Origin of the sequence: Sphingomonas sp. PWP1-2, from assembly GCF_049898305.1 — a bacterium.
GTDB lineage: Bacteria > Pseudomonadota > Alphaproteobacteria > Sphingomonadales > Sphingomonadaceae > Sphingomonas > Sphingomonas glacialis.
The window spans coordinates 328,034-350,941 of record NZ_JAFCXM010000002.1 but is presented as its reverse complement, the minus strand read 5'-3'; the positions used below and the strand labels follow the sequence as shown (position 1 = coordinate 350,941).

Genomic DNA, 22,908 nt, shown 5'->3' with positions numbered 1-22,908 from the left:
CTAACGTCGGAGCCGCTTATGCTCGCACACTCCTTCCGCTTGCGCGCATGTGGCGGCAATCCGCCGACCGTGCGCTGAGCGGCTTTGGCCTATCCGCTTCAGGCGGGTGGACGATCGTCCAAGTCGGGCGCCTTGGTGACGATGTGCGACAGACCGACCTCGCCGCCGAGCTCGACGTTTCCGCCGCCTCCTTGGTTCGCGTGGTCGATCAGTTGGTCGCGGCCGAACTGGTCGACCGCCAGCGTGACGACGTCGATGCCCGCGTCAGCCGCGTCCGCCTGACCGAGCGGGGCCGCGCGCTGGTCGCAACGATCGAGGCGGCGTTCGAGGCCTTGCGACGCGAGATGCTCGCCGATGTCGCCGACGCCGATCTTGCCACCGCCCTGCGCGTTGCCGAGCAGCTCGAGGCGCGCTTCACCCGGAAGCGCAACCGATGACGGGCAATCGCTTCGGCTGGAAAGAGGCGCTGTTCTCGGTCAAATGCCTGATCGCGGCGGTGCTTGCCTATTATATCGCGCTGCGGATCGGCCTGACGCGACCGTATTGGGCGGTGACGACGTCGTACATCGTCGCGCAACCGCTCGCCGGTGCCGCGCTGTCGAAGGCGGCATTCCGCGTGATGGGGACGGTACTCGGCGCCGCCGCCGCCGTCGTGCTGGTGCCGAACCTCGTCAACGCGCCCGAACTGCTGTCGCTTGGGCTCGCGCTGTGGCTGGGCGTGTGCCTCTACATCTCGTTGCTCGACCGGACACCGCGCGCCTACGTTTTCCTGCTCGCCGGCTATACCGCGAGCATCATCGGCTTCCCCTCGGTCGAAGCGCCGGGTGCGATCTTCACCACCGCGATCCTGCGCGTCGAGGAGATCACGATCGGGATCCTGTGCGGCGCGTTGGTCCACGGCTTCGTCTTCCCGCAGACCGTCACTGCAACGCTGCTCTCGCGCGTCAACGCGATCCTCGCCGATGCCGAGCGCTGGTCGCGAGATTCGCTCGCGGGGCTCGCCGACAGCCGGCTCGACCGTGATCGGCGACGGCTCGCGCTCGATATCAACGAGCTCCACCAGCTCTCGATCCATCTGCCGTTCGACACTGCACGCCTCCAGCCGCGCGTCCGTACGCTGCGCGCGCTTCAAGCCGAGCTGTCGATGCTGCTGCCGCTCGCCAGCGCGGTCGACGACCGCATCCGCGAATTGCTGCGTGGGGCCGATGCGCCGCGGCCCGAAGCGCTCGCGTTGATCGAGGAGGTTCGCGCCTGGCTCGCCGCTGCGCTGCCGATGGCCGAGCGCAACGCCACCGGCGATGCGCTGATCGCCCGCGCGCGCGCGCTCGAGCCGCCTGTGGCCGAGCCATTACTGTGGCGCGACGCGCTGCGGCTGAGCTTGCTCGCGCGGCTCGCCGAGCTGATCGACGCGCATCGCAATGCGCGCGACTTGCTCGACCAGATGCGCTCGCCGTCGCGCACGCCGCTCAACCCCGGCGTCGCGCGACTGCTCGCGCGGACCGCGCGCCGCCCGCTCCACCGCGACCGTGGCATCGCGCTGCGGGCGGCGGCGGGAACCGTAGCGACGATCCTGATCGGCTGCGTCTTCTGGATCGGGACGGGCTGGTCCGATGGCGCGGGTGCTGTGCTGATCGCGGGCGTGTGTTGCGCGCTGTTCGGCAACAGCGACGATCCCGCGCCGTCGATCATGGCGTTCTTCTACGGGACGATCCTCGGCCTGACCGTGGCGGCAATCTACGCTTTCGCGATCCTGCCGCGCGTCACCGATTTCGTGACGCTGATCGCGGTGCTTGCGCCGGCGATGCTGATCGGCGGCGTATTCCTGTCGCGCCCGCGGACGACGCTGGTCACACTCGGCGCGTTGCTCGGCGGGATCAATACGGTCGGGCTCAACGATCGCTACGGCGGCAGCTTCGACGGGTTCGTCAATGGCGGCGTCTCGCAGCTGATCGGGACGATCTTCGCGGTCGTCACCGTCGGGCTGTTCCAGACGATCGGCGCCGATACCGCCGCGCGCCGCCTGATCCGCGCCGGTTGGCGCGAACTGGCGCAGCGTAGCAACGCGAAGGGCCCGCCCGACGCCGCAGGCTGGGTCGCGCGGATGCTCGACCGGATCGGCTTGCTGGCGCCGCGGCTCGCGCTGCAGGACAAGGATCCGGGCAAACCGCTGCTCGATGCGTTGAGCGACCTGCGCGTTGGCGTCGCGATCGGCGAATTGCGGCAATTGCGGCTCGAGGGAACGCCCGACGACGCTGCGAGCATAACTCCCGTACTCCAGGGCGTCGGCACGCATTATCGCGCGCTGCGGCCCGATCGCCCCGCCCCACCCGAACCCGAGCTGCTTGCCGATCTCGACAGCGCGATCGGCGATCTGGCGGCCAACCCCGAACCCGCCCGCGCGCGCGCCGGCGTGCTGGCTTTGACGTCGTTGCGCCGCAACCTGTTCCCCGGCGCGCCGGCGTATGGAGTCGCGGCATGATCGGCGAAGTCTCGATCGGCGGGGTGTTCGTGCCGACGATCCTGCTGCTGGCGATCGCCGCGCTGGTGCTGACCGCCGTCGTCACGCGGCTGTTGTCGGCGTTCGGCGCGTATCGCTTCGTTGCATACCGACCCTTGGTCGACCTCGCGCTCTTCTTCCTCATCCTCGGACTCTTGTCCTTGCTGACCGGACCCTCGTTATGAAATCGCTGCTCGCCCCGCTTGGCCGTTCCGCCGTGACGATCGTGATCGTGCTGCTCGCGATCCTCGTCGCTTTGTGGCTGTGGCGCCGCTACGAGACCGATCCGTGGACGCGCGACGGGCATATCCGTGCCGATGTCGTCCGCATCACCCCCGATGTTGGCGGGTTGATCACGCAAGTCGCGGTGCATGACAATCAGCGCGTAAAGGCGGGCGACGTGCTGTTCGTCGTCGATCGCCCGCGCTTCGCACTGACACTCGCTCAGTCCGACGCGGCGATCCAGAGCGCGCGCGCGACGCTGCTGCAAGCGCGGCGCGAGGCGCAGCGCGACCTCGCGCTCGGCGATCTCGTCGCCAAGGAAACGCACGAGCAGAATGTCGCGCGCGTTGCGACCGCCAGCGCGGCGCTCGCGCAGGCGCAGAGCGCGCGCTCCACCGCCGCGCTCAACCTCGCGCGGACCACGGTGCGCGCGAGCGTCAACGGCACGGTGACCAATCTCGATCTGCACCCGGGCGACTTCATCGCAGCGGGGGCGCAAGCGATGGCGCTGCTCGATTCGGATTCGATTCGCGTCGAGGGCTATTTCGAGGAAACAAAGCTCGGCAGCATTCATATCGGCGACCCCGTCACCGTCCATCTGATGGGCGAGCCGCGCGCGCTGAAGGGCCGCGTCGACAGCATTGCGGCGGGCATCAGCGACAACGAGCGCAGCATCAGCGCGAACCAGCTGCCGACGGTCAACCCGACCTTCACCTGGGTCCGCCTCGCACAGCGTATCCCGGTGCGCGTCAAGCTGACCGCGGTGCCGCAGGGGGTCTCGCTGATCGTCGGGCGCAGCGCGACGGTAACGGTCGTCCCGCAAGCCCCACAGGTGCACGCATGAGGCGCGGGGTCCTCGCGGGAGCTGCCGCGCTTCTGCTGGCCGGCTGCACCACTGCCGGACCGAACTACACGCTGCCCGATCCCGCCGTCGTCAACCGCCCGAGCGCGCAAGGCGCGTTCGACAGCGGCAAGGAGAAGCGCTTTGCCGATGTCCCGCTGCCCGATCACTGGTGGCAGCTCTATGGGGACACGCGGCTCGACGGCTTCGTCGCGGAGGGTCTTGCCGCCAATGCCGACCTGCGCGTTGCCGACGCCAATCTGCGCCGCGCCGATGCGGTCGTGGCGGAGGTCGCAGCGGGACGGACGCTGTCGACCGCGCTCGGCGGCGGCGCGTCGCTGTCGCGGCCCGCTGGCACCGGCGGATCGCTGCCGGGGACGGTGGGCTACGATGTCGGGCTGTCGCTCGCCTACCCGCTCGATCTGGCGGGCCGGATCCGGCGTGCAATCGAGGCGGCGCAGGGCGATGCCGAAGCCGTCGCCGCCGCGCGTGACAATGTCCGCGTGACCGTGGCTGCCGAGATCGCGCGCAGCTATGCGGCGGCCTGCACGGCGAACATGGTGCTCGCCGCCAACAACCGCGTGCTCGCGCTCCAGCGCCAGACACTCGGCGTGACGCAGCGGCTGCAACGCGGCGGTCGCGGCACCGCGTTCGACGTCACGCGCGCGCAAAGCGCAGTCGATCAGAGCGCCGCGCTCGTCCCCTCGACGATCGCGACGCGCACCGCCGCGCTCTACCGGCTTGCCACGCTGATGGGCCGCGCACCTGCGGACTACTCCAAGGACGTGGCGAGCTGCGCGACCGCGCCGACGATGCGCAAGCCGCTGCCGATCGGTGACGGCGCAGGGCTGATCGCGCGGCGGCCCGATATCCGCGCCGCCGAGCGCTCGCTCGCCGCCGCGACCGCGCGGATCGGCGTCGCCACGGCGAACCTGTATCCCCAGGTCAGCCTCGGCGGATCGGTCGGGCTGACCGGGCCGCTCTCGGCGTTCGGGTCGGGCGATGCCTTCCATGTCGGGCTGGGACCGCTGATCAGCTGGAGCTTCCCCAACCGCCCGATCGTCCGCGCACAGATCGCGCAGGCGGGTGCGGCCGCCGACGCTGCGCTCGCGCAGTTCGATTCGACGACGCTCGAGGCGCTGCGCCAGACCGAGACCGCGCTCTCGGCCTATGCGCGCGAGGCCGATCGCAACGCGGCACTCGCTCGCGCGCAGGCGAGTGCCGCGCGCGCGGCGAACCAGGCGGGCACGCTCTATCGCTTCGGGCGGACCGATTTCCTCGCTCTGCTGAGCGCACAGGCCGCGCTCACCACGGCGCAAGCGAACCTTGCCGCCTCCAACGCGTTGTTGGTCGATCGGCAAGTCGATGTGTTCAAGGCCCTTGGCGGGGGCTGGCAGTCCTGACGCGCCGCCCGGAGCAATGATGAAACAGGTTTCCCTCCCCGATGGCACGACCGTCCCCGCGCTCGGCCACGGCACTTGGATGATGGGCGAGGACCGCTCGAACCGCAGCGCCGAGATCGCGGCTTTGCGCGAGGGCATCACGCTTGGCATGACGCTGATCGACACCGCCGAAATGTACGGCGACGGCGAATCCGAGGCCTTGGTCGGCGAAGCGATCGCTGGGCTTCGCGATCAGGTGTTCCTGGTCAGCAAGGCCTATCCGCAGAACGCCGGGCGCGCGCGCCTTCGCGCGGCGTGCGAAGCGAGCCTCAAGCGGCTCGGAACCGACCGGCTCGATCTCTATCTGCTCCACTGGCGCGGCTCTGTGCCGCTGGCCGAGACGATCGAGGCGATGGAGGCACTCCGCGATGCCGGCATGATCGTGCGCTGGGGCGTCAGCAACCTCGACACCGACGATATGGAGGAGCTGGTCGAAGCCGGTGGCGAAAGCTGCGCGACCGATCAGATCCTCTACAATCTCACGCGGCGCGGGCCCGAGCATGACCTGCTGCCATGGCTCGCGGCACGGCGGATCCCGATCATGGCGTACAGCCCGGTCGAGCAAGGACGCCTGCTCGGCAACGGCGCGCTGGCGACGATCGCTGCCGCGCGCGACGCGACACCGGCACAGCTCGCGCTGGCCTGGACGATGCGGCGCGACGCCGTGATCGCGATCCCCAAGGCCGGCAGCGTCGCGCACGTCCGCGACAATCGTGCCGCGCTCGATCTCGAACTCGACGCGGAAACGCTGGCAGCGCTGGACGCAGCGTTCCCGCCGCCACGCGCGCGTACGCCGCTCGCAATGCTCTAAGCGGCTCGCGCGATCGCGGCGAGCAGCGTCTGTTCGGACACGATCCGGATCGGCTTGCCCGCGCGGCGCAGCGCTTCGGCCTTGCCATATGCCGGGCTCATCAACGTCGCACGCGTGAAGCGATCGCCACCGGCGACGATGAGGACATTGGTGCTCGTACCGACCGAGGTCATCACCTTGGCGCCGAGCGCCGCGAGCCGATGCGCCAACGGCCCATCGCGCGGCTCGCCGACGATCGCGACGCGCTCGCCGAGCAGTGGCCCTGCCTCGGCCGGGGTCGGCGCTGGCCCCGGCTTGCGCGGCGGTGCCAGCCATTTCTCGAGCGAGATCCCGGTCTGCTCGATCGCCTTGACGATCACCCAGCCCGCGGCGCGCGCATCGCTCAGCGCGTCGTGATGGCGATGCGCGATTCCGAGATAGCGCGCCAGCCCCCCAAGCTTGTGGTTCTCGAGATCGGGCCAGGCGCGCTGGGCGACGCGGACGCTGTCGAGCCACGTCGTCTCGATCATCGGCCGATCGTGCTGCCGGCAGGCCGCCGCGAGCGCGCTCTTGTCGAAGAACGAATGCGCGACCGTGGTGCGCCCGGCGAGATGCCGTTCGACCACCGCGTGCACGTCGCCGAAGCGCGGCTGCCCGACGACATGGTGCGCGGCGATCCCATGGATCCGCGTATTGAAGATGTTGAACTCGTCGCACGGATCGAGCAGCGTTTCGTATTCGAAGACTTCGCGGCCTCCGCGAAACCCGACAATGCCGATCTGGCAGATGCTGCTCGCGCGCGAACAGGCGGTCTCGACGTCGATCACGACGAAATCGGGCGGCGGGGATTGGAACTCGGCAGACGACACGTCGTCCGGCATAGCAGTTTTCAGGCGGGCATTGTCCACAGGCTTAGCGATTTGCGGCCGCGATCAGCGCCCTGCCCGTGTCGGAGAGGCTGCGAAAGGTGATCGACCAGCGCGGTGCATCCATTTCGGCGATGCTGTGCTCCCACGCGTGCCGTGCGACGCCGCTCAGATGATAGGCGCCGCGCGGATTCAGCAGCGCGGTGGCCCGCTCGAAGCGGTCGCCGATCCGACGGCGGAAGCGCAGCGTCGCGGGCGCGCCGAGCGAGATGCCGACGACATGCTCGAAGTGCGGCCGGTCGCGGTGCCAGCCGATCCCGGCACCGATGTCGTAGCGGATCACCAGCGCTTGGACGAGCGTGCCAGCGGCCAATCCCGCCATCCCCTCGGCACGGCCACGAAGCGGATCGAGCCACGCCGGAATTGGCGAAGCCTCTGCCATCCCGCCGGTGTCGAAATCGTAGTGCCAACCAAAACTATGCGTCAGCCGCTTGCCGAGCCACCCCTGGAAACGGAACGGCTCTAGCTCGCAAGCGTCAATTGCAGCGATCAGCGCGCCCGCTTCGTCCGCGGACACGAAATCCTCGACTGCGGTCAGGCCGGGCAGGATCGGGGTATCGAACAGATCACGCATCACCGATCCAAAGACAAAAGGCCGCCCCTTGCGGGACGGCCTTTCCATTGTCGGCCTCAGGCCGGCAAAATTTCAGGCGAGACCGCCCTCCACGAGGGAGACCGAGCTCAAACCCTGTGCCGACTGCGGCGTGAGACAATGAGACATTCGACCACCTCCTTTCCATTGTTGAACGATGACAGGAAGATGGTGACGCCTCCGGGGATTGCAAGATCCCCGAATGTCCGTTCGATCAGAAGCTGAAGCGCCCGCCAAGCGACAGCACGACGGCATGCGCGTTCTGCAGCAGGCCCTTGGTCAGGATGACCGTCTGCGCGGCGGTGCCGGCATAGGCTGCGGTCGCACGGTCGATCGTCGTGTCCTTGAAATCGACATAGCTCGCCGCCGCATCGATCGTCATGTGGTTGCTCATGCGATAGCTGCCGCCCGCCGAATAGGTCCAGCGGTTCGAATCGGGCACGCGCGCGTCCCGCAGGCCATCCTGTGTCGGGGTCACCGCGCGCTGCACGCCGGCACGCACCGTCGCCTTGGGGCTGACCGCGTAATCGAAACCGCCGGCGAGGCTCCAGCTGTCGCGGTAGTTCTCGGGCAGTGCGACGTTGAGCGGCGCGCCGAGGCGGATCGCGTCGAACTTGCTCCAGTTATACGCGACGACCTGTGCGTTGAGCGTCAGCGCTTCGGTTGCGCGCAGGCGGCCACCGACGATCACCTGACCCGGTGTGTTGAACTGTGCCTGGACACCCGAGAGCGAACGGTTCTGCGCCGCGAGCGGCCCGACCAGCCCGGCAACGGTGAGATCGCCCTTGAGCGTGTGCTTGATGCTCGACTTGTAGCTGATGCCGACCGAAACGAGCTTGTTGTGGAGCTGGACGCCTGCGGTCCAGCCGAAGTCCCAGCCGTCGCCGCGCAGCGTCTGGTTGCCGTCGGGCAGTGCCGCCGAGACGTTGGGCAGCGCGTTGCTGAGGTAAGCGTCGGTATATTCGACGTTGAGCGCGCCGCCGACGCGCAGCCAGTCGGTCAGCACCACGCCGATCGAGGGCTGGATGTCGATCGTGCGCAGGCGCGTCTTGTCGGCGCTGTAGCGCGTCCAGCTATTGGCGTCGTAATCGGTGGTGAAGCTGAACGGCGACGTCACCGCGAGGCCGACCGCGATCCGGTCGTTGATCGGATATGCGACCGATCCGCTCGGCAGCACGCCGTTGTTGATCGGATTGCGCGAGCGGGTCTGTCCGCCGATCGGCGCGAAGGCCTGGCCGGGGCGCGCGATCAGCGTGCCGTTGTCGACGACGTCACCCTTGGGCAGGATTGCAGTCGCGCTGACCTGGACTTCGGTGTCGGTGATCCCGGCGATCGCGGCAGGGTTCCACCACAGCGACGACGGTCCCGTGTCGGCGACTTCACCCGAGAACGAACGCCCCGCGCCGACCGTGGTCTGTGACTGGAGATAGAAAGCATCGGCGTGCGCAACGCCGGCGAAGCCGACGGTCGAGACGAGTGCAGACGCGGCCAGCAACGGGGCCTTGCAACGGATAACCATGATATATTCCTGAACTGACTTTTCGAGGGGGAAGAAAGAACGTGGGCTCAGCGCACGCGCGTCCACGTTTGCGTCTTGCAGAGCGGGAAGAAGACGCAGCCGCGCAGCTTGAGCCGGTCGCTGCCAACGGGGGTGATACGACCGCTATAGGTGTGGCCGTCCTCGGCATTGTAGACTTGGCCGTTGGCCCATACGCCGTCCTTGTCGGGTGCAAAGCCGCTCAGCATCAGCATTCCCTGGACAGGACGCGTGCGCAGCTTTTCGTCCGAATTCTTGGCGTCTTTGAGCGAAGGATTGGCGCGGATCGCATCGGACGTGACGACTTTACCGCAGATCGAGGCGCCGCAGCGGCTGATCTCGACAATGGCATTGAGCGTCTCGGTCTTCCAGCGGCCGATCACGGTGTCGGCGGTGGCGGGGGCGCCGGCGAGCAGGACGCCAATGAGCAGCAGGGACATATACGTTCCTCTCCAAGCACCACCATCTCGGTGGTGCAATCGTGGTTGCCGTGCTTGAGCGATCCCCGCACGGTCGGTTCTGGTGTCGCTCCGTTTCGGCCCTAATGGCGAGCCCGTTGACGTATGCGGCAGATGGCTCGCAGTAGATTCGTATGCCGACAAGTCAAGCACTTGTCGGTACCGCTCGGGCACACCAACCCGGCAACACCGCAAGATCGCGCTTCCCCAACGCGATGAAATCCGCAACACACAGGCCAAGACGTTGATCGCCACGCATTCGACAAAGGAGCGTGTCCGTTGCTCGCCGGTGGTCCGGCAAGGGTCGGCGTCCTTGGATCGAGGGCGTGAATGAAAGAGCCGATGCAGGATCTGACGGGGATCAACGAGGTCGCGCGCATGCTCGACGTCACGCCCCGCACGTTGCGTTTCTATGAGGATAAGGGGCTGATCACCCCGTGCCGGGTCGGCGCGATCCGCGTCTACACGCGGCGCGAGATCGCGCGGATGCGGTTGATCCTGCGCGGCAAACGGCTCGGCTTCACGCTACGCGATATCGTCGAATTTCTCGATCTCTACGATACCGATCCGCAGCATGTCGAACAGATGCGCGCGCTCGCGCAGCGATGCCGCCAGCGGATCGACCGGCTCGCCGCGCAGCAGGAGGCGATCGCCGAGACGCTCGTCGAGCTCGAGAAGATCGAGCGCGAAGCCTTGGCACGCGTGCCCAAACCCCGCCGCCCGCGTGTCGTCCTGTCGTCGGACGCTGCGCCGCGCGAGGCCTAGCCGTCCGATCACGTGTCGTCGTGCTCGCGCGCAAGGATCAGCGCCAGCACGTCGGCGATGATCTGCTGCATCGCATGCTGCGCCGCCAGGCCGTCCCTTGCCTCGATTGCACGCAGCACCGCGCCGTGTGCCGCGAGATCGGCGCTGCGGCCCTTGAAACGATTGGTGAAGCGAATCGACGAGCGCAGCGCGGTCGTCACGACGTCCTCGAACTGCGCGAAGAACGGGTTGCCGGCGGCGCGCAGGATCGCGACGTGGAACGCGATATCGGCGTCGAGCGAGTCATCCTCGCCCGCCTCAGCCGCGACCATCCGCGCGTAGCCCGCGCGGATGGCGATGAGCCCGCCCGCGCCCGCATTGCGCGCGGCAAGCTCCGCTGCAGCGGGCTCGATCGCGATGCGGAGCTCGCTGAAATGCCGCAGCAGCCCGAGCGAGAATTTCCGCTCGAGCAACCAGCCGAGCACATCGGCATCGAACAGGTTCCACGACTCGGCCGGCTGGACGATCGTCCCTTGGCGCGGCCGGGCCGACAGCAGCCCCTTGGCGGTGAGCATCTTGACCGCCTCGCGTGTCACCGATCGGCTGACGCCGTGCTGGCTCGCGAGATCGGCTTCGGTCGGGAAACGCTTGTCCGTATACACCCCCGTCACGATCGCCCGCCCCAACGCATCGAGCATCCCGTGCGTAAGATTGCGTCCGAGCGAGCTGCGGACGTCGTGCGGCTCGGGTCCCTCGCCGCTGGTCACAACGACGCGCGAGCAGCGCGCCAGGCTGCGATCAGGCCATCAGCCTGGGCGCCGACGCGCGCGGCATCGTCGCCCGGGCGGTAGAGCGCGCCCCCGACGCCGATCCCCTCGGCGCCCGCGGCGAGCCATTCCCCGAAATTGTCGGCCCCCGTGCCGCCGACGCCCCACACCGCGACATGCCGCGGCAGCACTTCGCGGATCGCCTTGAGGTAGTTCGGGCCAAGCGCGACCGCCGGGAACAGCTTGATCCGCCGCGCACCCGCATCGATCGCGCGGAACGCCTCGCTCGGCGTGACGAAGCCCGGCATCGGCTCAAGCCCGAGCTCGACCGCGCGCGCGATCAGCGCGGGCGCGGTGTTGGGCGTGACCATCACGGTCGCCCCGGTCGCCGCCAGCGCCTCGACCCCGGCAAGATCGAGCACCGTGCCCGCGCCGATCGCCGCAGTGTCGCCGAACGCCTGCTGGATCGCGGCGATGCTGGTGAACGGATCGGGCGAGTTGAGCGGCACCTCGATAATGCGAACGCCGGCCTTCACGAGCGCCTCGGCGACGGGGAGCGCCTCATCGGGCCGTATCCCGCGCAGGATCGCCACGACGGGCGGGGCACCAGCGGCCAGCAGATCGTCGATCGTCATCGGTCAGTCTCCAACAAGGCAAGCCCGGCGAGCGCACAGGCATCGCCATCGAGCAATTTCGTATCGGTCCCGCGCGCGACGAGCGCACGGGCATAGCGGGCACAGAGCGCGGGATCGCCGATCAGCCCGATCGTCTCGCCCGCGGCGGGGGCGACCTCGGCGATCTCGCGACCGATCAGCAGGCCCGACAGATAGCCGACGGCCCAATCGGGCGAACGCCCGTCGATGAGCTGCGCACTGCGCGCCTCGAACAGCGCGCCGAGCACCATGTCTCTGTCGTTCGCCCGCGCGAGACCGTGGGCGAAGCCTGCCTGCTCGGCGGCAGGGTCGGCGTCGCCCTGGCTGGCCGCGCGCAGCAGCGTCGAGCGATCGCGCAGCAGCGCGAACAGCTCGCCGGTGAAGAAGGTCTGGAAGCCGGTGATCCGCCCATCCTCGATCGTCGCCCATTTGCTGTGCGTGCCCGGCAGAGCAAGGCGATGGCGTCCCACGCGCAGCGCAGGATCGCGCGCGATCGCCCCGAAGAGTTGCGTTTCCTCGCCGCGCATCACATCGGGGCCGCCCGACGGCGCGGTGCAAGCGAGCCCGGCCATGATCGTGACCGGCACCCCGTCGAGCGCAACCTGCCCAGCCCCGGCGAGCCAGCCCGCGACATCGGCAGGACACCCCGCATAGGGCACTTCGATCCAGCCGTTGCGCGACCCGACCATTCCGCACAGCGCGATCGACTCGGCAGCGCCGTCGGCGCGCCACGGCGCAATCGCGTTGCGCAGCGCCGCCTCGGGCGTGCCATCGAGCGCGCCGATACCAGCGCCCTCGGCGCGCGAGACGACAGCGCCGTGTTCGATGCGAAACAGCCGCAACCGGCTGGTGCCCCAATCGCCGACGATGCGGTAGCTCATCGCACGATCCTGACGGCAGGAAGCGGTAGTCCGGGGGCAGGCGCATCGAACGCGAACAGCCCGCCGGCAAGCGGTTGCGCGGCGAGATCGGCGTCGGACAGTCCGGCGCGCGCGGTGGTGACATAGCCGGTCCGCAAATCGGGCCCGCCGAATGCCACCTTGGTGACATTGGCGCACGGCACGGCGACGCGCATTAATACGCTGCCGTCGGGCGCGTAGCGTCGCGCTTCCCAGCCACCCCACAGACCGACCCAGACGCACCCTTCCGCATCGACCGTCACGCCATCGGGATTGCCATCCTCCGGCGCGATCGTCGCGAACAGCGTGCCGTCGCGCAATTGCGCATCGGTCGCGATGTCGAAGCGGTGGATCGTGCCAGCGAGCGTATCGACATGATAGAGGAAGCGCCCGTCGGGGCTGATCGCGGGGCCGTTGGTGATCGTGCATTCGCCGCCGACCACGGTGATGCTGTCACCGTCGTAGGTGTGGACCGCGCCACTCGGCCGCGACTCTTCGTCGTCCATCGTGCCGAACCAGAGCCGGCCCTGCGGGTCGACCGTGGCATCGTTGGTCCGGTTATGATCGGGCATCGGCACCGTCGCGATCGGCGCCCCGAGCGCCGCGCCGTCGAACAGCTGGAGCGCACCGCGATTACCGACCAACAGCGCGCCATCCGCGGTTGGAACGATGAAGCTTGGCGCTCCGCCGACGGCAAAGCTCTCGCGCGTGTCGGTACCCGGATCATAGCGATGGATCGCGCCGGACTTGATATCAACGAACCACAGCACGCCATCGACCCAGGCAGGCCCCTCGCCGAGCGTTGCGGCGACCGGCCAAACCAAACGACTTTGTGACACAGCGCTCTCCGATCCTGACCTCGCGGCCGATAATGTGTGATCGATCATATAATTAAGCCGCAGGGATCGGGCAATCGCCGAAGCGTCGCGGCAAATCGGGTCACGGGCCGCCGCCAGGCTATGCCGCATGCATCCCAATTCTCCGACTTTTTGCGTTATCCCCGCTAGCCTTGCGGTCGATAATCGGGCACCTGCGCCGCATGACCGGCTTACCCCAAGTTCGAACGCCGACAATCAGCCTCATCATCCCGGCGTATAACGAGGAGGACTATCTCCCGGCCTGCTTGGATGCGGTCATGCGCAACGTCGCGGGCAAGGCGTTCGAGATCATCGTCGTCGACAATAACAGCACCGATGGCACCAAGGCGGTGGTCGAGCGCTACCCTTCGGTCAAATATGTGTTCGAGCCGAACAAGGGCATCACGCGCGCACGGCAGCGCGGCTTGATCGCGTCCAGCGGCGATATTCTGGCATATGTCGACGCCGATACGCATCCGCCCGCCGGCTGGATCGAGCAGATCTGGGAGCAGTTCGCCGCGAACCGCGATCTTGCCTGCCTGTCGGGCCCCTACAGCTTTTACGACCTGAGCGGCTTGCGCAATCGCGTGTCGACCGCGTGGTTCGTCGCGGCACGATCGATCTACGGGATCACCGGCTATCTGATGGTCGGCGGCAATTTCGCGATTCCGCGCCATGTTCTCGAGAAAATGGGCGGCTTCGACAGCTCGATCGAATTCTACGGCGAGGACGTCGACATCGCCAAGCGCGCCAAGCAGCAGGGAAAGGTCCTGTTCTCACCGCGCTTCGTCATGCCGACATCGGGCCGTCGCATGCAGAAACAGGGCTTTGCGAAGGTCGCGGGGATCTACCTCGCCAATTATGCGTCGATCATGCTGCGCGGCAAACCCGCGACCAAAGGGTATGAGGACATCCGCTAGCTCCCCCGTGGACGACATCGTGCGGGCCGGGAACGCTATGCCGCGCTGTACAGCCCGACCCACGCGCGGCCCGATTTGAGAGCGGTTTGTATTTTTCGACACCTACCTCCGCCACCATCGGCTATGGGGATGTGGTACTTGTCCGTTCGTGGGCGATCGTCGGCGCGAGCGAGGGCGCCAACGGCGTCATCCTGCGGGGCTGGTCGACGGCCTTCTTCGTCGCGGCGGTCGGCCGAATCCGGTTTGTCGAAGGGGAGATAGAGACATTACGGTGACCGCCACGGACCCGCTGGCCGATGCCTTCGCCCTGTTCGTCAACAGCACGACCGATCGCGCGCAGTTCCTGCTCGATCCCGCGGGCTTGGTGATGAGCTGGAATCGCGGTGCCGAAATTCTGACCGACTGGAGTGCAGAGGCGATCATCGGACAGTCCTTCATGCTGTTTTACCCCCCCGCCGATGCCGAACGCGGCGACCCCGCGGCCGATCTGGCGCAAGCGCAGAAAGACGTCACGACGCGCAAGGAAGCCTGGCGGATTCGCCGCGACGGTTCCGAATTCCTGGCGGATTCAACGCTCGTCGCGTTGCGCAATCCGGCAGGCGCGCTGCTTGGCTATGGGCAAAGCGTGTACGATATCACCGCGCGTCGCGCCGCCGAGGCAGCGCTTGCCGATAGCGAGCAGCACGTCTGCTCGATCCTCGAAACCGTGCCCGATGCGATGATCGTGATCGACGAACGCGGCCGCATCCTGTCGTTCAGCGCGGCGGCCGAGCGGCTGTTCGGCTATGCCGAGGCCGAATTGGTCGGCCGCAACGTCAGCATGCTGATGCCGAGCCCCGACCGCGACCGCCATGACAGCTATCTCAGCCATTATCTGACGACGGGCGAACGCCGCATCATCGGCATCGGTCGAGTCGTGGTGGGGATGCGTCGCGATGGCACTCCCTTCCCGATGGAGCTTTCGGTCGGCGAGGCGAGCAGTACCGGGCGGCGCATCTTCACCGGCTTCATCCGCGACCTGACCGAACAGCAACGCAGCGAATTGCGGCTGAAGGAGCTGCAATCCGAGCTGATCCACGTCTCTCGCCTCAGCGCGATGGGGACGATGGCGTCGACGCTGGCGCACGAACTCAACCAGCCGCTGACCGCAATCGCCAATTACATGGAGGCGAGCCGCGATCTGCTCGACGCGCCCGATGCCGATACGCTCGGCTATCTGCGCGAAGCGGTCGATCAATCGGCCAAGGAAACGCTCCGCGCCGGCGACATCGTGCGCGCCTTGCGCGACTTCGTATCGCACGGCGAAGTCGATCGCCGCGTCGTTCCGCTGCGCCCGCTGATCGAGGAAGCCAGCGCGCTGGCACTCATCGGCGCGCGCGAGCGCGGTGTGCGATCTTTCTTCGCGTTCGAGAGCGATGCCGCGCACGCCCTCGTCGATCGCGTGCAGATCCAGCAAGTCGTGGTCAATCTGGTGCGCAATGCGGTCGAGGCGGTAGAGATGTCGCTGACGCGCGACGTGACGATCAGCGTGCGCGCCGCGGCGGGCGACATGATCGAGATCATCGTCGCCGACACGGGCCCCGGGATCGATCCCGCGGTCGCGCCACGCCTGTTCCAGGCGTTCGCCACCAGCAAGAAAAGCGGCATGGGGCTTGGTCTGTCGATCTGCAGGACGATCGTCGAAACGCACGAAGGCCGGATCTGGGCGGTACCACGGCCAAACGGCGGAACCGCGTTTCATTTTACAGTCCGCGGCGCGCCCGACGCCACCGACACCCGGACCATTACGTAGCGACGCGGCGTCGCGCTCGCGGCAGGACCGGCGTTCCTATTCCCCGGGTACCTATGTCAGACCTTGCCGCCGCCAAACCGCCCCGCCGCACCCGTATTGTGCTGATCGACGCCGATGAGAGCGTTCGCCGCCAGTTGCAGTTGGCGTTGCAATGGCATGGCTACGAGGTGCGCTCGTTCGGCACTGCTGCGCCGGTGCTGCAGGGTGGCTATGCCGATGCGACCGACATCCTGATCACCGATTATGCCCCGCCCGGCAGCAACGGGATCGCGATCTTGCGCATCCTGCAAAGCCGCGGGTGGGACGGGCGTGCGGTGCTGATCACCAGCAATCCGTCGCACGAGCAGGAACACTGCGCCCGCGCTTCGGGTTTTGCCGCAGTGCTCGAAAAGCCGGTCCACCAGGCCGACCTGATCGCCGCAATCACGTTCAGCTGACCGCGCGATCCCCCGTCTCGGGAACCCGCAACATCGCGAGCGCAGCCAGCGCCATCACGATCGCGGCGAACGCCATCGTCCAGATCGGCTCGGTCGGGAAGAACGCCTTGAGCACCGACCCCATCACCGTCGCGACGAGCAATTGCGGCACGACGATGAAGACGTTGAACAGCCCCATATAGATGCCGAGCTTGGCTTGCGGCAGGCTCGAGGCGAGGATCGCATACGGCATTGCCAGGATCGACGCCCAGGCGATGCCGACGCCGATCTCGCTCAGGATCAGCCAGTTGGGATCGCGGATCACGAAGAAGCTGGCATAAGCCGTGGCCCCGCACAGCAGGCAGGCGATATGCGTCCGGACCTTGCCGATCCGTACGGCGAGGCGCGGCAGAAGGAGCAAGGCGGCCAGCGCCGCGACGCCGTTATAGACCGCGAACAGCACGCCGACCCAGTCGCCACCGGCATTGTAGGCGGCACTCTTCGGATCGCTCGCGCCGAACATGTATTGCGCGACGACGGGGGTGGTGAAGATCCACATGATGAACAGCGCCGACCAGCTGAAGAACTGCACCAGCGCCAGCCGCTTCATCACGAGCGGCATGCCCGCGAAATCGCCGACGATCATGCTGAGCGCGTTACCGGTATTCCCGCCGCGGGCGAGGCGGATCGCGAAGATGCTCGCGATGCCGTAGGCGATCAACAGCGCACCGAGCAGATACACTTCCTTCTGCAACGCGAGCAGCGGCACCGCGGCGACGATCACCACGCCGCCGACGATCCACGCGAGGCTGCGCCCCAGCCCGCGCGCGGCGAGCGCGCGCATCGGTTCGCCCACGCCTTCAACGGGGTCGCGCTCGCCGAATGCGGCCATTTGCGCCGGGCTGTATTCCTTGACGTTGCCGACGGTCCACAGAACCGCGAGCAGCAGCGCCGCGCCACCGAACCAGAAGCTGTAGCGCACCGTGTCGGGCACCCCGCCGAGCGCTGTTCCCGAGACGCCGAGATGCGCCAGCACGAACGGGAAGATCGACCCGACCACTGCGCCCGCACCGATGAAGGCGGTTTGCAGCGCATAGCCCGCTGTGTGCTGATCCTTGCGCAGCATATCGCCGACGAACGCGCGGAACGGCTCCATCGAGACGTTGATCGAGGCGTCGAGCACCCACAGCGTCACCGCCGCGAACCACAGGATCCTGGCCTCGGGCATGACAAACAAAGCGAGCGCCGCGAGCACCGCGCCCGCGAGGAAATACGGCCGCCGCCGGCCGAGCCGGTTCCACGTCCGGTCGCTGTAATGGCCGATGATCGGCTGGATCAGCAGCCCGGTCAGCGGCGCGGCGACCCACAGATACGAGAGGTCGTCAAGCGAGCCGCCGAGCGTCTGGAAGATCCGGCTCATATTGGCGTTTTGCAGCGCGAAGCCGATCTGGATGCCGAAAAAGCCGAAACTGATATTCCACAGGCCGCCAAAGCCCTGCACCGGTTTTTCGTTCAACTCTGGCCTCCCCTGCCCGGCGCCTGACGATCGGCGGGGCGTGTTTGTCGGCGAGCCTGGCGACAAGCCGGGGGCCGCACAAGCCTGCATACGAATGCGCAGCGCCGCACAAACCCTTGCCGAGCGCCCCACGCGCGTTACATGACGCCAGCCATGGACACCGTGCGCCTCCATCATCAGGGCAACGAGCGCCGCCCGTTGCTCGTGATCGACGACTTCTGGCCCGACCCCGAGATGCTGCGCGAGGATGCAGCGGCGTTGCGCCTGGGCGAGATCGGCCCGCATTACCCCGGCGTCCGCGCCGAAGTCCCGGCGCGCCTCGCCGAGACGATGCGTCGCAAGATCGCCCCGTTGCTCGCCACCCATTTCGGGTTGGATCCGGCGCCCGGCGTATCGGAAGCCTATTATTCGCTCGTCACGACCCCGCCCGCAGCGCTCGCGCCGATCCAGCGGCTGCCGCATTTCGATGGCGTCGAGCCGCGCCGGATCGCGCTGCTGCTGTTCCTCGGCCATGGCGCGCAGGGTGGCACCGCCTTCTACCGCCAGCGCGAGACGGGCTTCGAAAGCGTCGATGCCGACCGGCTCGATCGCTTCAAGGCGACGCTGGAGGAGGGCGTGCGCACCCACGGCATGCCAGACCCCGCCTATATCGCCGGCGATACGCCGCTCTACGAACAGATCGCGCTACAGCCCGGCGCGTTCAACCGCGCACTCGTCTATCCCGGCAACACGCTCCACTGCGCGCATCTCCCGCCCGAGGTCGTGCTCAGTGCCGATCCGCTTGCGGGCCGCCTGACGCTCAACCTCTTCCTGTTCGACGACTGAGACCGCGCCGGCGCTAGCCGCCGCTGCTCGCGCGGACGACGAGCCGCGTCGGGAGCGGTGCCGCCTCGCACATCCCGCCGCGCAACTGGCCGAGCAGCGTCTCGACCAACACCTCGCCCGCGCGCCGCGTATCCTGCACGACGCTCGACAGCGGCGGACTGGTCAGCGAGGCCGAGGGGATATCGTCGAACCCGACGATCGCGACGTCGTCGGGCACGCGCCGCCCCGCCGCCGCCAAGCCGCGCATCGCGCCGATCGCGATGCTGTCGCTGGCGGCAAAGATCGCGTCGTACGCCACCCCGCGGCTGGCGAGCGTTTCGACCGCCGCCTGCCCCGGTTCCTCCGCCGTCGTCGCATCGACTCGCAACATCGGATCGGCGGTCAGCCCGGCGCTCGCCAGCGCATCGAGATAACCGCGATAGCGTTCGAGCAGCTCGGGATACCGGCTGTCGGCCGAGCCGAGGAACGCAATCCGCCGCCGTCCCTGCGCGATCAGATGCGCCGTCGCCAACGCCCCGCCGCCGCGATTGTCCGATCCGACGGTGATCCCGGCGGGCCCCGTCCCGACCGCACCCCAGCGCACGACATGCGTCCCCTGCTCGACGAGATGGTCGAGTCGCACGCGGTACGCTTCGTAATCGCCGTAGCCGAGCAGGATGATCCCATCGGCCTTGTGGCTGTCCTGATAATCGACGTGCCAGTCGCCCGACAGCTGCTGGAACGATATCAGCAGGTCGTACCCGGCCTTCGCACAAGCGCGCGTGATCGATCCGAGCATCGAGAGGAAGAACGGGTTGATCGCGGCATCGTCATCCGCTGCCTCTTCGAAAAACAGCAATGCCAGCGTGTTGGACGATTGGCTGCGCAAGCTCGAGGCGTTCTTGTCGACCGCATAATGCAGACTCCGCGCGATCGCCTCGATCCGCGCGCGCGTCTGCGGATTGACCGATTTCACGCCCCGCAAGGCGCGCGAGACGGTCGGCTGCGAAACGCCCGCCAGCTGCGCGATATCGAGGGAGGTCGGTCGTCTGGCCATCGGGAAAAGCAGGTCCTGCGCTACACGGCACACGCGATACTGCGCCAAACGATCGGCTGACGACAGCCCATTCGTGAATACGTATGCCCGATCCTTTCGAAATGTGTCTGCCCGAAATATAGCCGTGCCGGGCCAATCGACGCTGTTTCACGACGTCGAGGAAACTGAAGCGAGGATGTGCGGGCCGGGCCCGCCTGATGGGGAACACCACATGACTGATTTCGAGCCGAGCCGCGCTGACCGCGCGTGCGCGCCGCTGCGCCGCATTTCCATGTCGGCACGCCTTGGGCTGTACACCAGCACCGCCGCGATCACCGCTGCCCTGCTGCTGCCAAGCGCCGCCTACGCGCAGGATGCCGCGACGACCGCGAACGCGAACCCGACCGCCAAGGCGCAAGTCGAAGCAACGCCGACCCAAGCCGATCCGACGCCGCAGCCGACGACGCCGGCGCCCGTGACCGCCGCCGACGTTGCGCCGACCGCGGACACCACTCCCGACGGCGACATCGTCGTCACCGGCATCCGCGCGGGCCTCGACTCCTCGGCCAAGATCAAGCGCCAGTCGGTGCTGATCGTCGACTCGGTCTCGGCCGAAGACGTCGGCAAGCTGCCCGACGTGTCGATCGCCGACTCGCTCGCCCGCCTTCCCGGCGTCACCGCGCAGCGTCTCGAGGGCCGCGACCAGCGCCTGTCGATCCGCGGTCTCGGCCCCGACTTTTCGACCACGCTGCTCAACGGTCGCGAGCAAGTCACCGTCGGTGACAATCGCGGCGTCGAGTACGACCAATATCCGTCGGAATTCTTCAAGACCGTCAACGTCTACAAATCGGCCGACGCGTCGCTCGTCGCCGCCGGCATCTCGGGCACGGTCGATCTGCGCATGCTGCGCCCGCTCGATCAGGCCAAGCGCGTTCTCGCGGTCAGCGCTCGCGGCCAGATGAACGGCATCAAGAACCTCAACCCCGACAGCTCGCGCTACGGCTATCGCGCGTCGGCGACGTATGTCGACAAGTTCGCCAACGACACGCTCGGCATCGCGCTCGGCGCATCGGCGACGCTCACCCCGTCGCAGGACGAGCGCTACAATGCGTGGGGCTATGCCGGTGCCGGTACCGCGGCGAGCCCGTTCGTGCTCGGCGGCGCAAAGCCCTATGTCCAGTCGAACGAACTCAAGCGCTACGGCGGCGTCGCGACGATCGAATGGCGCCCGTCGGAGGTGTTCCACTCGACTTTCGACGCGCTCTATTCGCACTTCGAGGAAACGCAGCACCTGCGCGGGATCGAATTCCCGCTCGGCTTCTCGAGCCCGACGCAAAGCGGCGTGACCGTCGCCAACGGCTTCGCCACCGCGACGACCTTCTCGGGCGTCCATGCGATCCAGCGCAACGATTATAACCAGCGCAAGGCCGAGAACTTCTCGCTCGGCTGGAACAACGACCTCAAGCTCAGCGACAAGATCCACCTCAACGTCGACGCGAGCTGGAGCCATGCGACGCGCACCGACTTCCTGCTCGAGACCTATACCGGCGTCGGCTATGGCGGCGCGGGCCCGGACGACACCGTCCGGGTTTCGCAGCAGGGCAACGGCACCTACAAGATCGTGCCGACGCTCGACTATACCAACACCAGCGTGTTCAAGCTGACCGATCCGCAGGGCTGGGGCTATAACGGCACGCAGGCCGTCGTGCAGTCGGGCTTCCTCAACCGCCCGAGTTTCAAGGACGACCTCAAGTCGCTCCGCGCGAACCTCAACGGCGAATTCGACAACAGCATCATCAAGAGCTGGGAGGCCGGCGCCAACTATAGCCGCCGCGAGAAGACCAGTGCCTACCAGTCGTTCTTCCTGTGCCCCAAGGGCGCCGGCAGCAACTGCACCGTCGCGAGCGGCACCCCGACTTCGGCGCCGATCCCGACCCAGGCGGTGATCGGCAAGATCCCGCTTGACTATCTCGGCGTCCCCGCGGTGCTCGCGCTCGATCCGCTGTATCTGTATAACAACAGCTACAACACGTTCTTCGACAACCGCCCGTCGTCGCTCGTCCGCGACAACGTCGTGACCGAGAACGTCTATACCGGCTACGCCAAGATCAACATCGACGGCGATGTCGGCGGCAAGGCGCTCAAGGGCTCGATCGGCACGCAGGTCATCCACAGCGAGCAGCGCTCGACCGGCCAGATCGCGAGCGTCGTCAACGGCGTCGTGACGATCGCCCCTGCGTCGCAAAAGTACAGCTACACCAACGTCCTGCCCTCGGCGACGATGGCGGTCGAGCTGGTCCCGCTGGGCTATGTCAAGCTTGGTGCCTCGCAGACGATGGTGCGCCCGCGCCTCGACCAGGAGCGCGTGACGCAGGACGTGGCGATCAACATCGCCAATATCGTGCCGAACAACTTCAACCCCGGGCTCAACCCGGTGTTTACCTCGTCGGGCGGCAACGTCGCGCTCCGGCCGTACAAGTCGACCAACATCGACATGTCGTTCGAGCAGTATTTCCGTGGCGGCGGCTACGTTGCGCTGTCGGGCTATTACAAGCACCTCACCGACTTCGTCGATCCGAACAACAGCTACGCGTATGACTTCTCCTCGCTGCTCGGCGCCCTGTCGCCGGCACAGCGCGCGATCGTCACCGCGAACCGGCTGGCGATCGGCAACGTCAGCGCGCCTGCCAATACCGGTCGCGGCAGCGTGATCGGCGTGGAAGGGACGATCTCGCTCCCCTTCAAGATGGTGAGCGAAGCGCTCGACGGCTTCGGCATGTTCGTCTCGGGCAACTACACCGAGTCGGAGATCAAGTTCGTCAGCAACCCAACGCAGGCGATCACCCTGCCCGGCCTGTCGAAGTGGACCGGCAGCGGCACGGTGTATTTCGAGAAGCACGGCTTCCAGGCGCGGGTGAACTATCGCTATCGCTCGTCGTTCCTCGCCGAGGTCGCGGGCCTCTCGGCCAACCCGACCTATCGCACCGCGCGATCGGAAGGCATTCTCGATGCGCAGATCGGCTATGAGTTCCAGAGCGGTCCGCTCAAGAACTTCGCGATCCTGGCGCAGGCGAAGAACCTGACCGACCGTCCGTTCGTGACGTACCAGAATGACGACCCGCGCCAGGTGATCGATTACCAGCGCTATGGCCGTGATTACTATCTGGGCATCACGTACAAGTTCTGACCGCGTGCGACG

At 67.3% G+C, this 22,908-nt stretch carries 23 protein-coding genes; 13 read left to right on the top strand and 10 right to left on the bottom strand.

Going from position 1 to position 22,908, the window contains the following annotated elements:
* Positions 1 to 47 precede the first annotated feature (47 nt).
* From ACP7C5_RS06570 to ACP7C5_RS06545, 6 genes are read left to right on the top strand one after another with little or no spacing between them, the layout of a single operon-like run.
* Complete coding sequence (locus tag ACP7C5_RS06570) at positions 48 to 437, top strand: MarR family winged helix-turn-helix transcriptional regulator (protein WP_426263614.1); 390 nt, start codon at positions 48 to 50, stop codon at positions 435 to 437.
* The gene (locus tag ACP7C5_RS06565) at positions 434 to 2,479 is read left to right on the top strand and encodes an FUSC family protein (RefSeq protein WP_426263613.1); all 2,046 of its coding nucleotides are present in this window, start codon (positions 434 to 436) and stop codon (positions 2,477 to 2,479) included. The genes ACP7C5_RS06570 and ACP7C5_RS06565 overlap by 4 nt, the downstream gene beginning before the upstream one ends.
* Complete coding sequence (locus ACP7C5_RS06560) at positions 2,476 to 2,682, top strand: DUF1656 domain-containing protein (RefSeq protein WP_189674800.1); 207 nt, start codon at positions 2,476 to 2,478, stop codon at positions 2,680 to 2,682. Before ACP7C5_RS06565 ends, ACP7C5_RS06560 begins: the two co-directional genes overlap by 4 nt.
* The gene (locus ACP7C5_RS06555; RefSeq protein ID WP_133188431.1) at positions 2,679 to 3,563 is read left to right on the top strand and encodes an efflux RND transporter periplasmic adaptor subunit; all 885 of its coding nucleotides are present in this window, start codon (positions 2,679 to 2,681) and stop codon (positions 3,561 to 3,563) included. The genes ACP7C5_RS06560 and ACP7C5_RS06555 overlap by 4 nt, the downstream gene beginning before the upstream one ends.
* Entirely contained in the window at positions 3,560 to 4,963 is a 1,404-nt protein-coding gene (locus ACP7C5_RS06550; RefSeq protein WP_426263612.1) for an efflux transporter outer membrane subunit, read from the top strand. Before ACP7C5_RS06555 ends, ACP7C5_RS06550 begins: the two co-directional genes overlap by 4 nt.
* A 19-nt stretch (positions 4,964 to 4,982) precedes the next feature.
* Positions 4,983 to 5,813, top strand: coding sequence for an aldo/keto reductase (locus tag ACP7C5_RS06545; RefSeq protein ID WP_426263611.1), 831 nt, complete (start codon positions 4,983 to 4,985; stop codon positions 5,811 to 5,813).
* Here the strand turns inward: ACP7C5_RS06545 and ACP7C5_RS06540 are convergent.
* The 4 genes from ACP7C5_RS06540 to ACP7C5_RS06525 all read right to left on the bottom strand — a co-directional run bounded on the left by ACP7C5_RS06540 (position 5,810) and on the right by ACP7C5_RS06525 (position 9,287).
* Entirely contained in the window at positions 5,810 to 6,673 is an 864-nt protein-coding gene (locus ACP7C5_RS06540; protein WP_426263610.1) for an exonuclease domain-containing protein, read from the bottom strand. The two genes, ACP7C5_RS06545 and ACP7C5_RS06540, sit on opposite strands and share 4 nt — an antisense overlap.
* A 31-nt stretch (positions 6,674 to 6,704) precedes the next feature.
* On the bottom strand, positions 6,705 to 7,292 hold the full coding sequence (locus ACP7C5_RS06535; RefSeq protein WP_426263609.1) for an alpha-ketoglutarate-dependent dioxygenase AlkB: 588 nt from the start codon (positions 7,290 to 7,292) through the stop codon (positions 6,705 to 6,707).
* 232 nt (positions 7,293 to 7,524) lie between these two features.
* Positions 7,525 to 8,829 (bottom strand): OmpP1/FadL family transporter, encoded by a 1,305-nt coding sequence (locus tag ACP7C5_RS06530; protein ID WP_426263608.1) that lies wholly within the window; start codon positions 8,827 to 8,829, stop codon positions 7,525 to 7,527.
* A 47-nt stretch (positions 8,830 to 8,876) separates the two neighbouring features.
* On the bottom strand, positions 8,877 to 9,287 hold the full coding sequence (locus tag ACP7C5_RS06525; protein ID WP_426263607.1) for a DUF2147 domain-containing protein: 411 nt from the start codon (positions 9,285 to 9,287) through the stop codon (positions 8,877 to 8,879).
* A 348-nt stretch (positions 9,288 to 9,635) separates the two neighbouring features.
* Here ACP7C5_RS06525 and ACP7C5_RS06520 point away from each other — a divergent pair, with 348 nt between their 5' ends.
* Positions 9,636 to 10,070 carry a MerR family transcriptional regulator gene (locus tag ACP7C5_RS06520; RefSeq protein ID WP_426263606.1) on the top strand — a complete coding sequence of 145 codons (435 nt, stop codon included), beginning with the start codon at positions 9,636 to 9,638 and terminating at the stop codon, positions 10,068 to 10,070.
* A gap of 8 nt (positions 10,071 to 10,078) precedes the next feature.
* On the opposite strand, the gene ACP7C5_RS06515 is transcribed toward ACP7C5_RS06520, so the two are convergent.
* The 4 genes from ACP7C5_RS06515 to ACP7C5_RS06500 form a co-directional block, all read right to left on the bottom strand.
* The gene (locus ACP7C5_RS06515) at positions 10,079 to 10,747 is read right to left on the bottom strand and encodes a FadR/GntR family transcriptional regulator (protein WP_133188447.1); all 669 of its coding nucleotides are present in this window, start codon (positions 10,745 to 10,747) and stop codon (positions 10,079 to 10,081) included.
* Positions 10,748 to 10,812: 65 nt separating this feature from the next.
* The gene (locus tag ACP7C5_RS06510) at positions 10,813 to 11,451 is read right to left on the bottom strand and encodes a 2-dehydro-3-deoxy-6-phosphogalactonate aldolase (RefSeq protein WP_426263605.1); all 639 of its coding nucleotides are present in this window, start codon (positions 11,449 to 11,451) and stop codon (positions 10,813 to 10,815) included.
* Positions 11,448 to 12,350 (bottom strand): 2-dehydro-3-deoxygalactonokinase, encoded by a 903-nt coding sequence (locus ACP7C5_RS06505; protein ID WP_426263604.1) that lies wholly within the window; start codon positions 12,348 to 12,350, stop codon positions 11,448 to 11,450. Before ACP7C5_RS06505 ends, ACP7C5_RS06510 begins: the two co-directional genes overlap by 4 nt.
* Entirely contained in the window at positions 12,347 to 13,207 is an 861-nt protein-coding gene (locus tag ACP7C5_RS06500) for an SMP-30/gluconolactonase/LRE family protein (protein ID WP_426263603.1), read from the bottom strand. Before ACP7C5_RS06500 ends, ACP7C5_RS06505 begins: the two co-directional genes overlap by 4 nt.
* Before the next feature lie 200 nt (positions 13,208 to 13,407).
* On the opposite strand from ACP7C5_RS06500, the gene ACP7C5_RS06495 reads away from it, so the two are divergent.
* From ACP7C5_RS06495 to ACP7C5_RS06480, 4 genes are all read left to right on the top strand, one after another.
* The gene (locus tag ACP7C5_RS06495; protein WP_426263602.1) at positions 13,408 to 14,145 is read left to right on the top strand and encodes a glycosyltransferase family 2 protein; all 738 of its coding nucleotides are present in this window, start codon (positions 13,408 to 13,410) and stop codon (positions 14,143 to 14,145) included.
* A gap of 86 nt (positions 14,146 to 14,231) precedes the next feature.
* Positions 14,232 to 14,420: an ion channel gene (locus ACP7C5_RS06490; RefSeq protein WP_189674811.1), complete on the top strand. Its 189-nt coding sequence runs from the start codon at positions 14,232 to 14,234 to the stop codon at positions 14,418 to 14,420.
* On the top strand, positions 14,417 to 15,937 hold the full coding sequence (locus ACP7C5_RS06485) for a PAS domain-containing sensor histidine kinase (RefSeq protein WP_426263601.1): 1,521 nt from the start codon (positions 14,417 to 14,419) through the stop codon (positions 15,935 to 15,937). Before ACP7C5_RS06490 ends, ACP7C5_RS06485 begins: the two co-directional genes overlap by 4 nt.
* A gap of 53 nt (positions 15,938 to 15,990) precedes the next feature.
* Positions 15,991 to 16,374: a response regulator gene (locus ACP7C5_RS06480; protein ID WP_133188459.1), complete on the top strand. Its 384-nt coding sequence runs from the start codon at positions 15,991 to 15,993 to the stop codon at positions 16,372 to 16,374.
* Here the strand turns inward: ACP7C5_RS06480 and ACP7C5_RS06475 are convergent.
* A complete protein-coding gene (locus ACP7C5_RS06475; RefSeq protein WP_426263600.1) occupies positions 16,367 to 17,959 on the bottom strand; it encodes an MFS transporter in 1,593 nt (530 codons plus the stop codon). The genes ACP7C5_RS06480 and ACP7C5_RS06475 overlap by 8 nt on opposite strands.
* A gap of 63 nt (positions 17,960 to 18,022) precedes the next feature.
* Between ACP7C5_RS06475 and ACP7C5_RS06470 the strand changes: the two genes are divergently transcribed.
* Positions 18,023 to 18,694, top strand: coding sequence for a DUF6445 family protein (locus ACP7C5_RS06470; RefSeq protein WP_426263599.1), 672 nt, complete (start codon positions 18,023 to 18,025; stop codon positions 18,692 to 18,694).
* 13 nt (positions 18,695 to 18,707) lie between these two features.
* Here the strand turns inward: ACP7C5_RS06470 and ACP7C5_RS06465 are convergent, their stop codons facing one another.
* Positions 18,708 to 19,730 carry a LacI family DNA-binding transcriptional regulator gene (locus ACP7C5_RS06465; protein WP_133188463.1) on the bottom strand — a complete coding sequence of 341 codons (1,023 nt, stop codon included), beginning with the start codon at positions 19,728 to 19,730 and terminating at the stop codon, positions 18,708 to 18,710.
* A 211-nt stretch (positions 19,731 to 19,941) separates the two neighbouring features.
* Between ACP7C5_RS06465 and ACP7C5_RS06460 the strand changes: the two genes are divergently transcribed.
* On the top strand, positions 19,942 to 22,896 hold the full coding sequence (locus ACP7C5_RS06460; RefSeq protein ID WP_426263598.1) for a TonB-dependent receptor: 2,955 nt from the start codon (positions 19,942 to 19,944) through the stop codon (positions 22,894 to 22,896).
* The last annotated feature ends 12 nt before the right edge of the window (positions 22,897 to 22,908 follow it).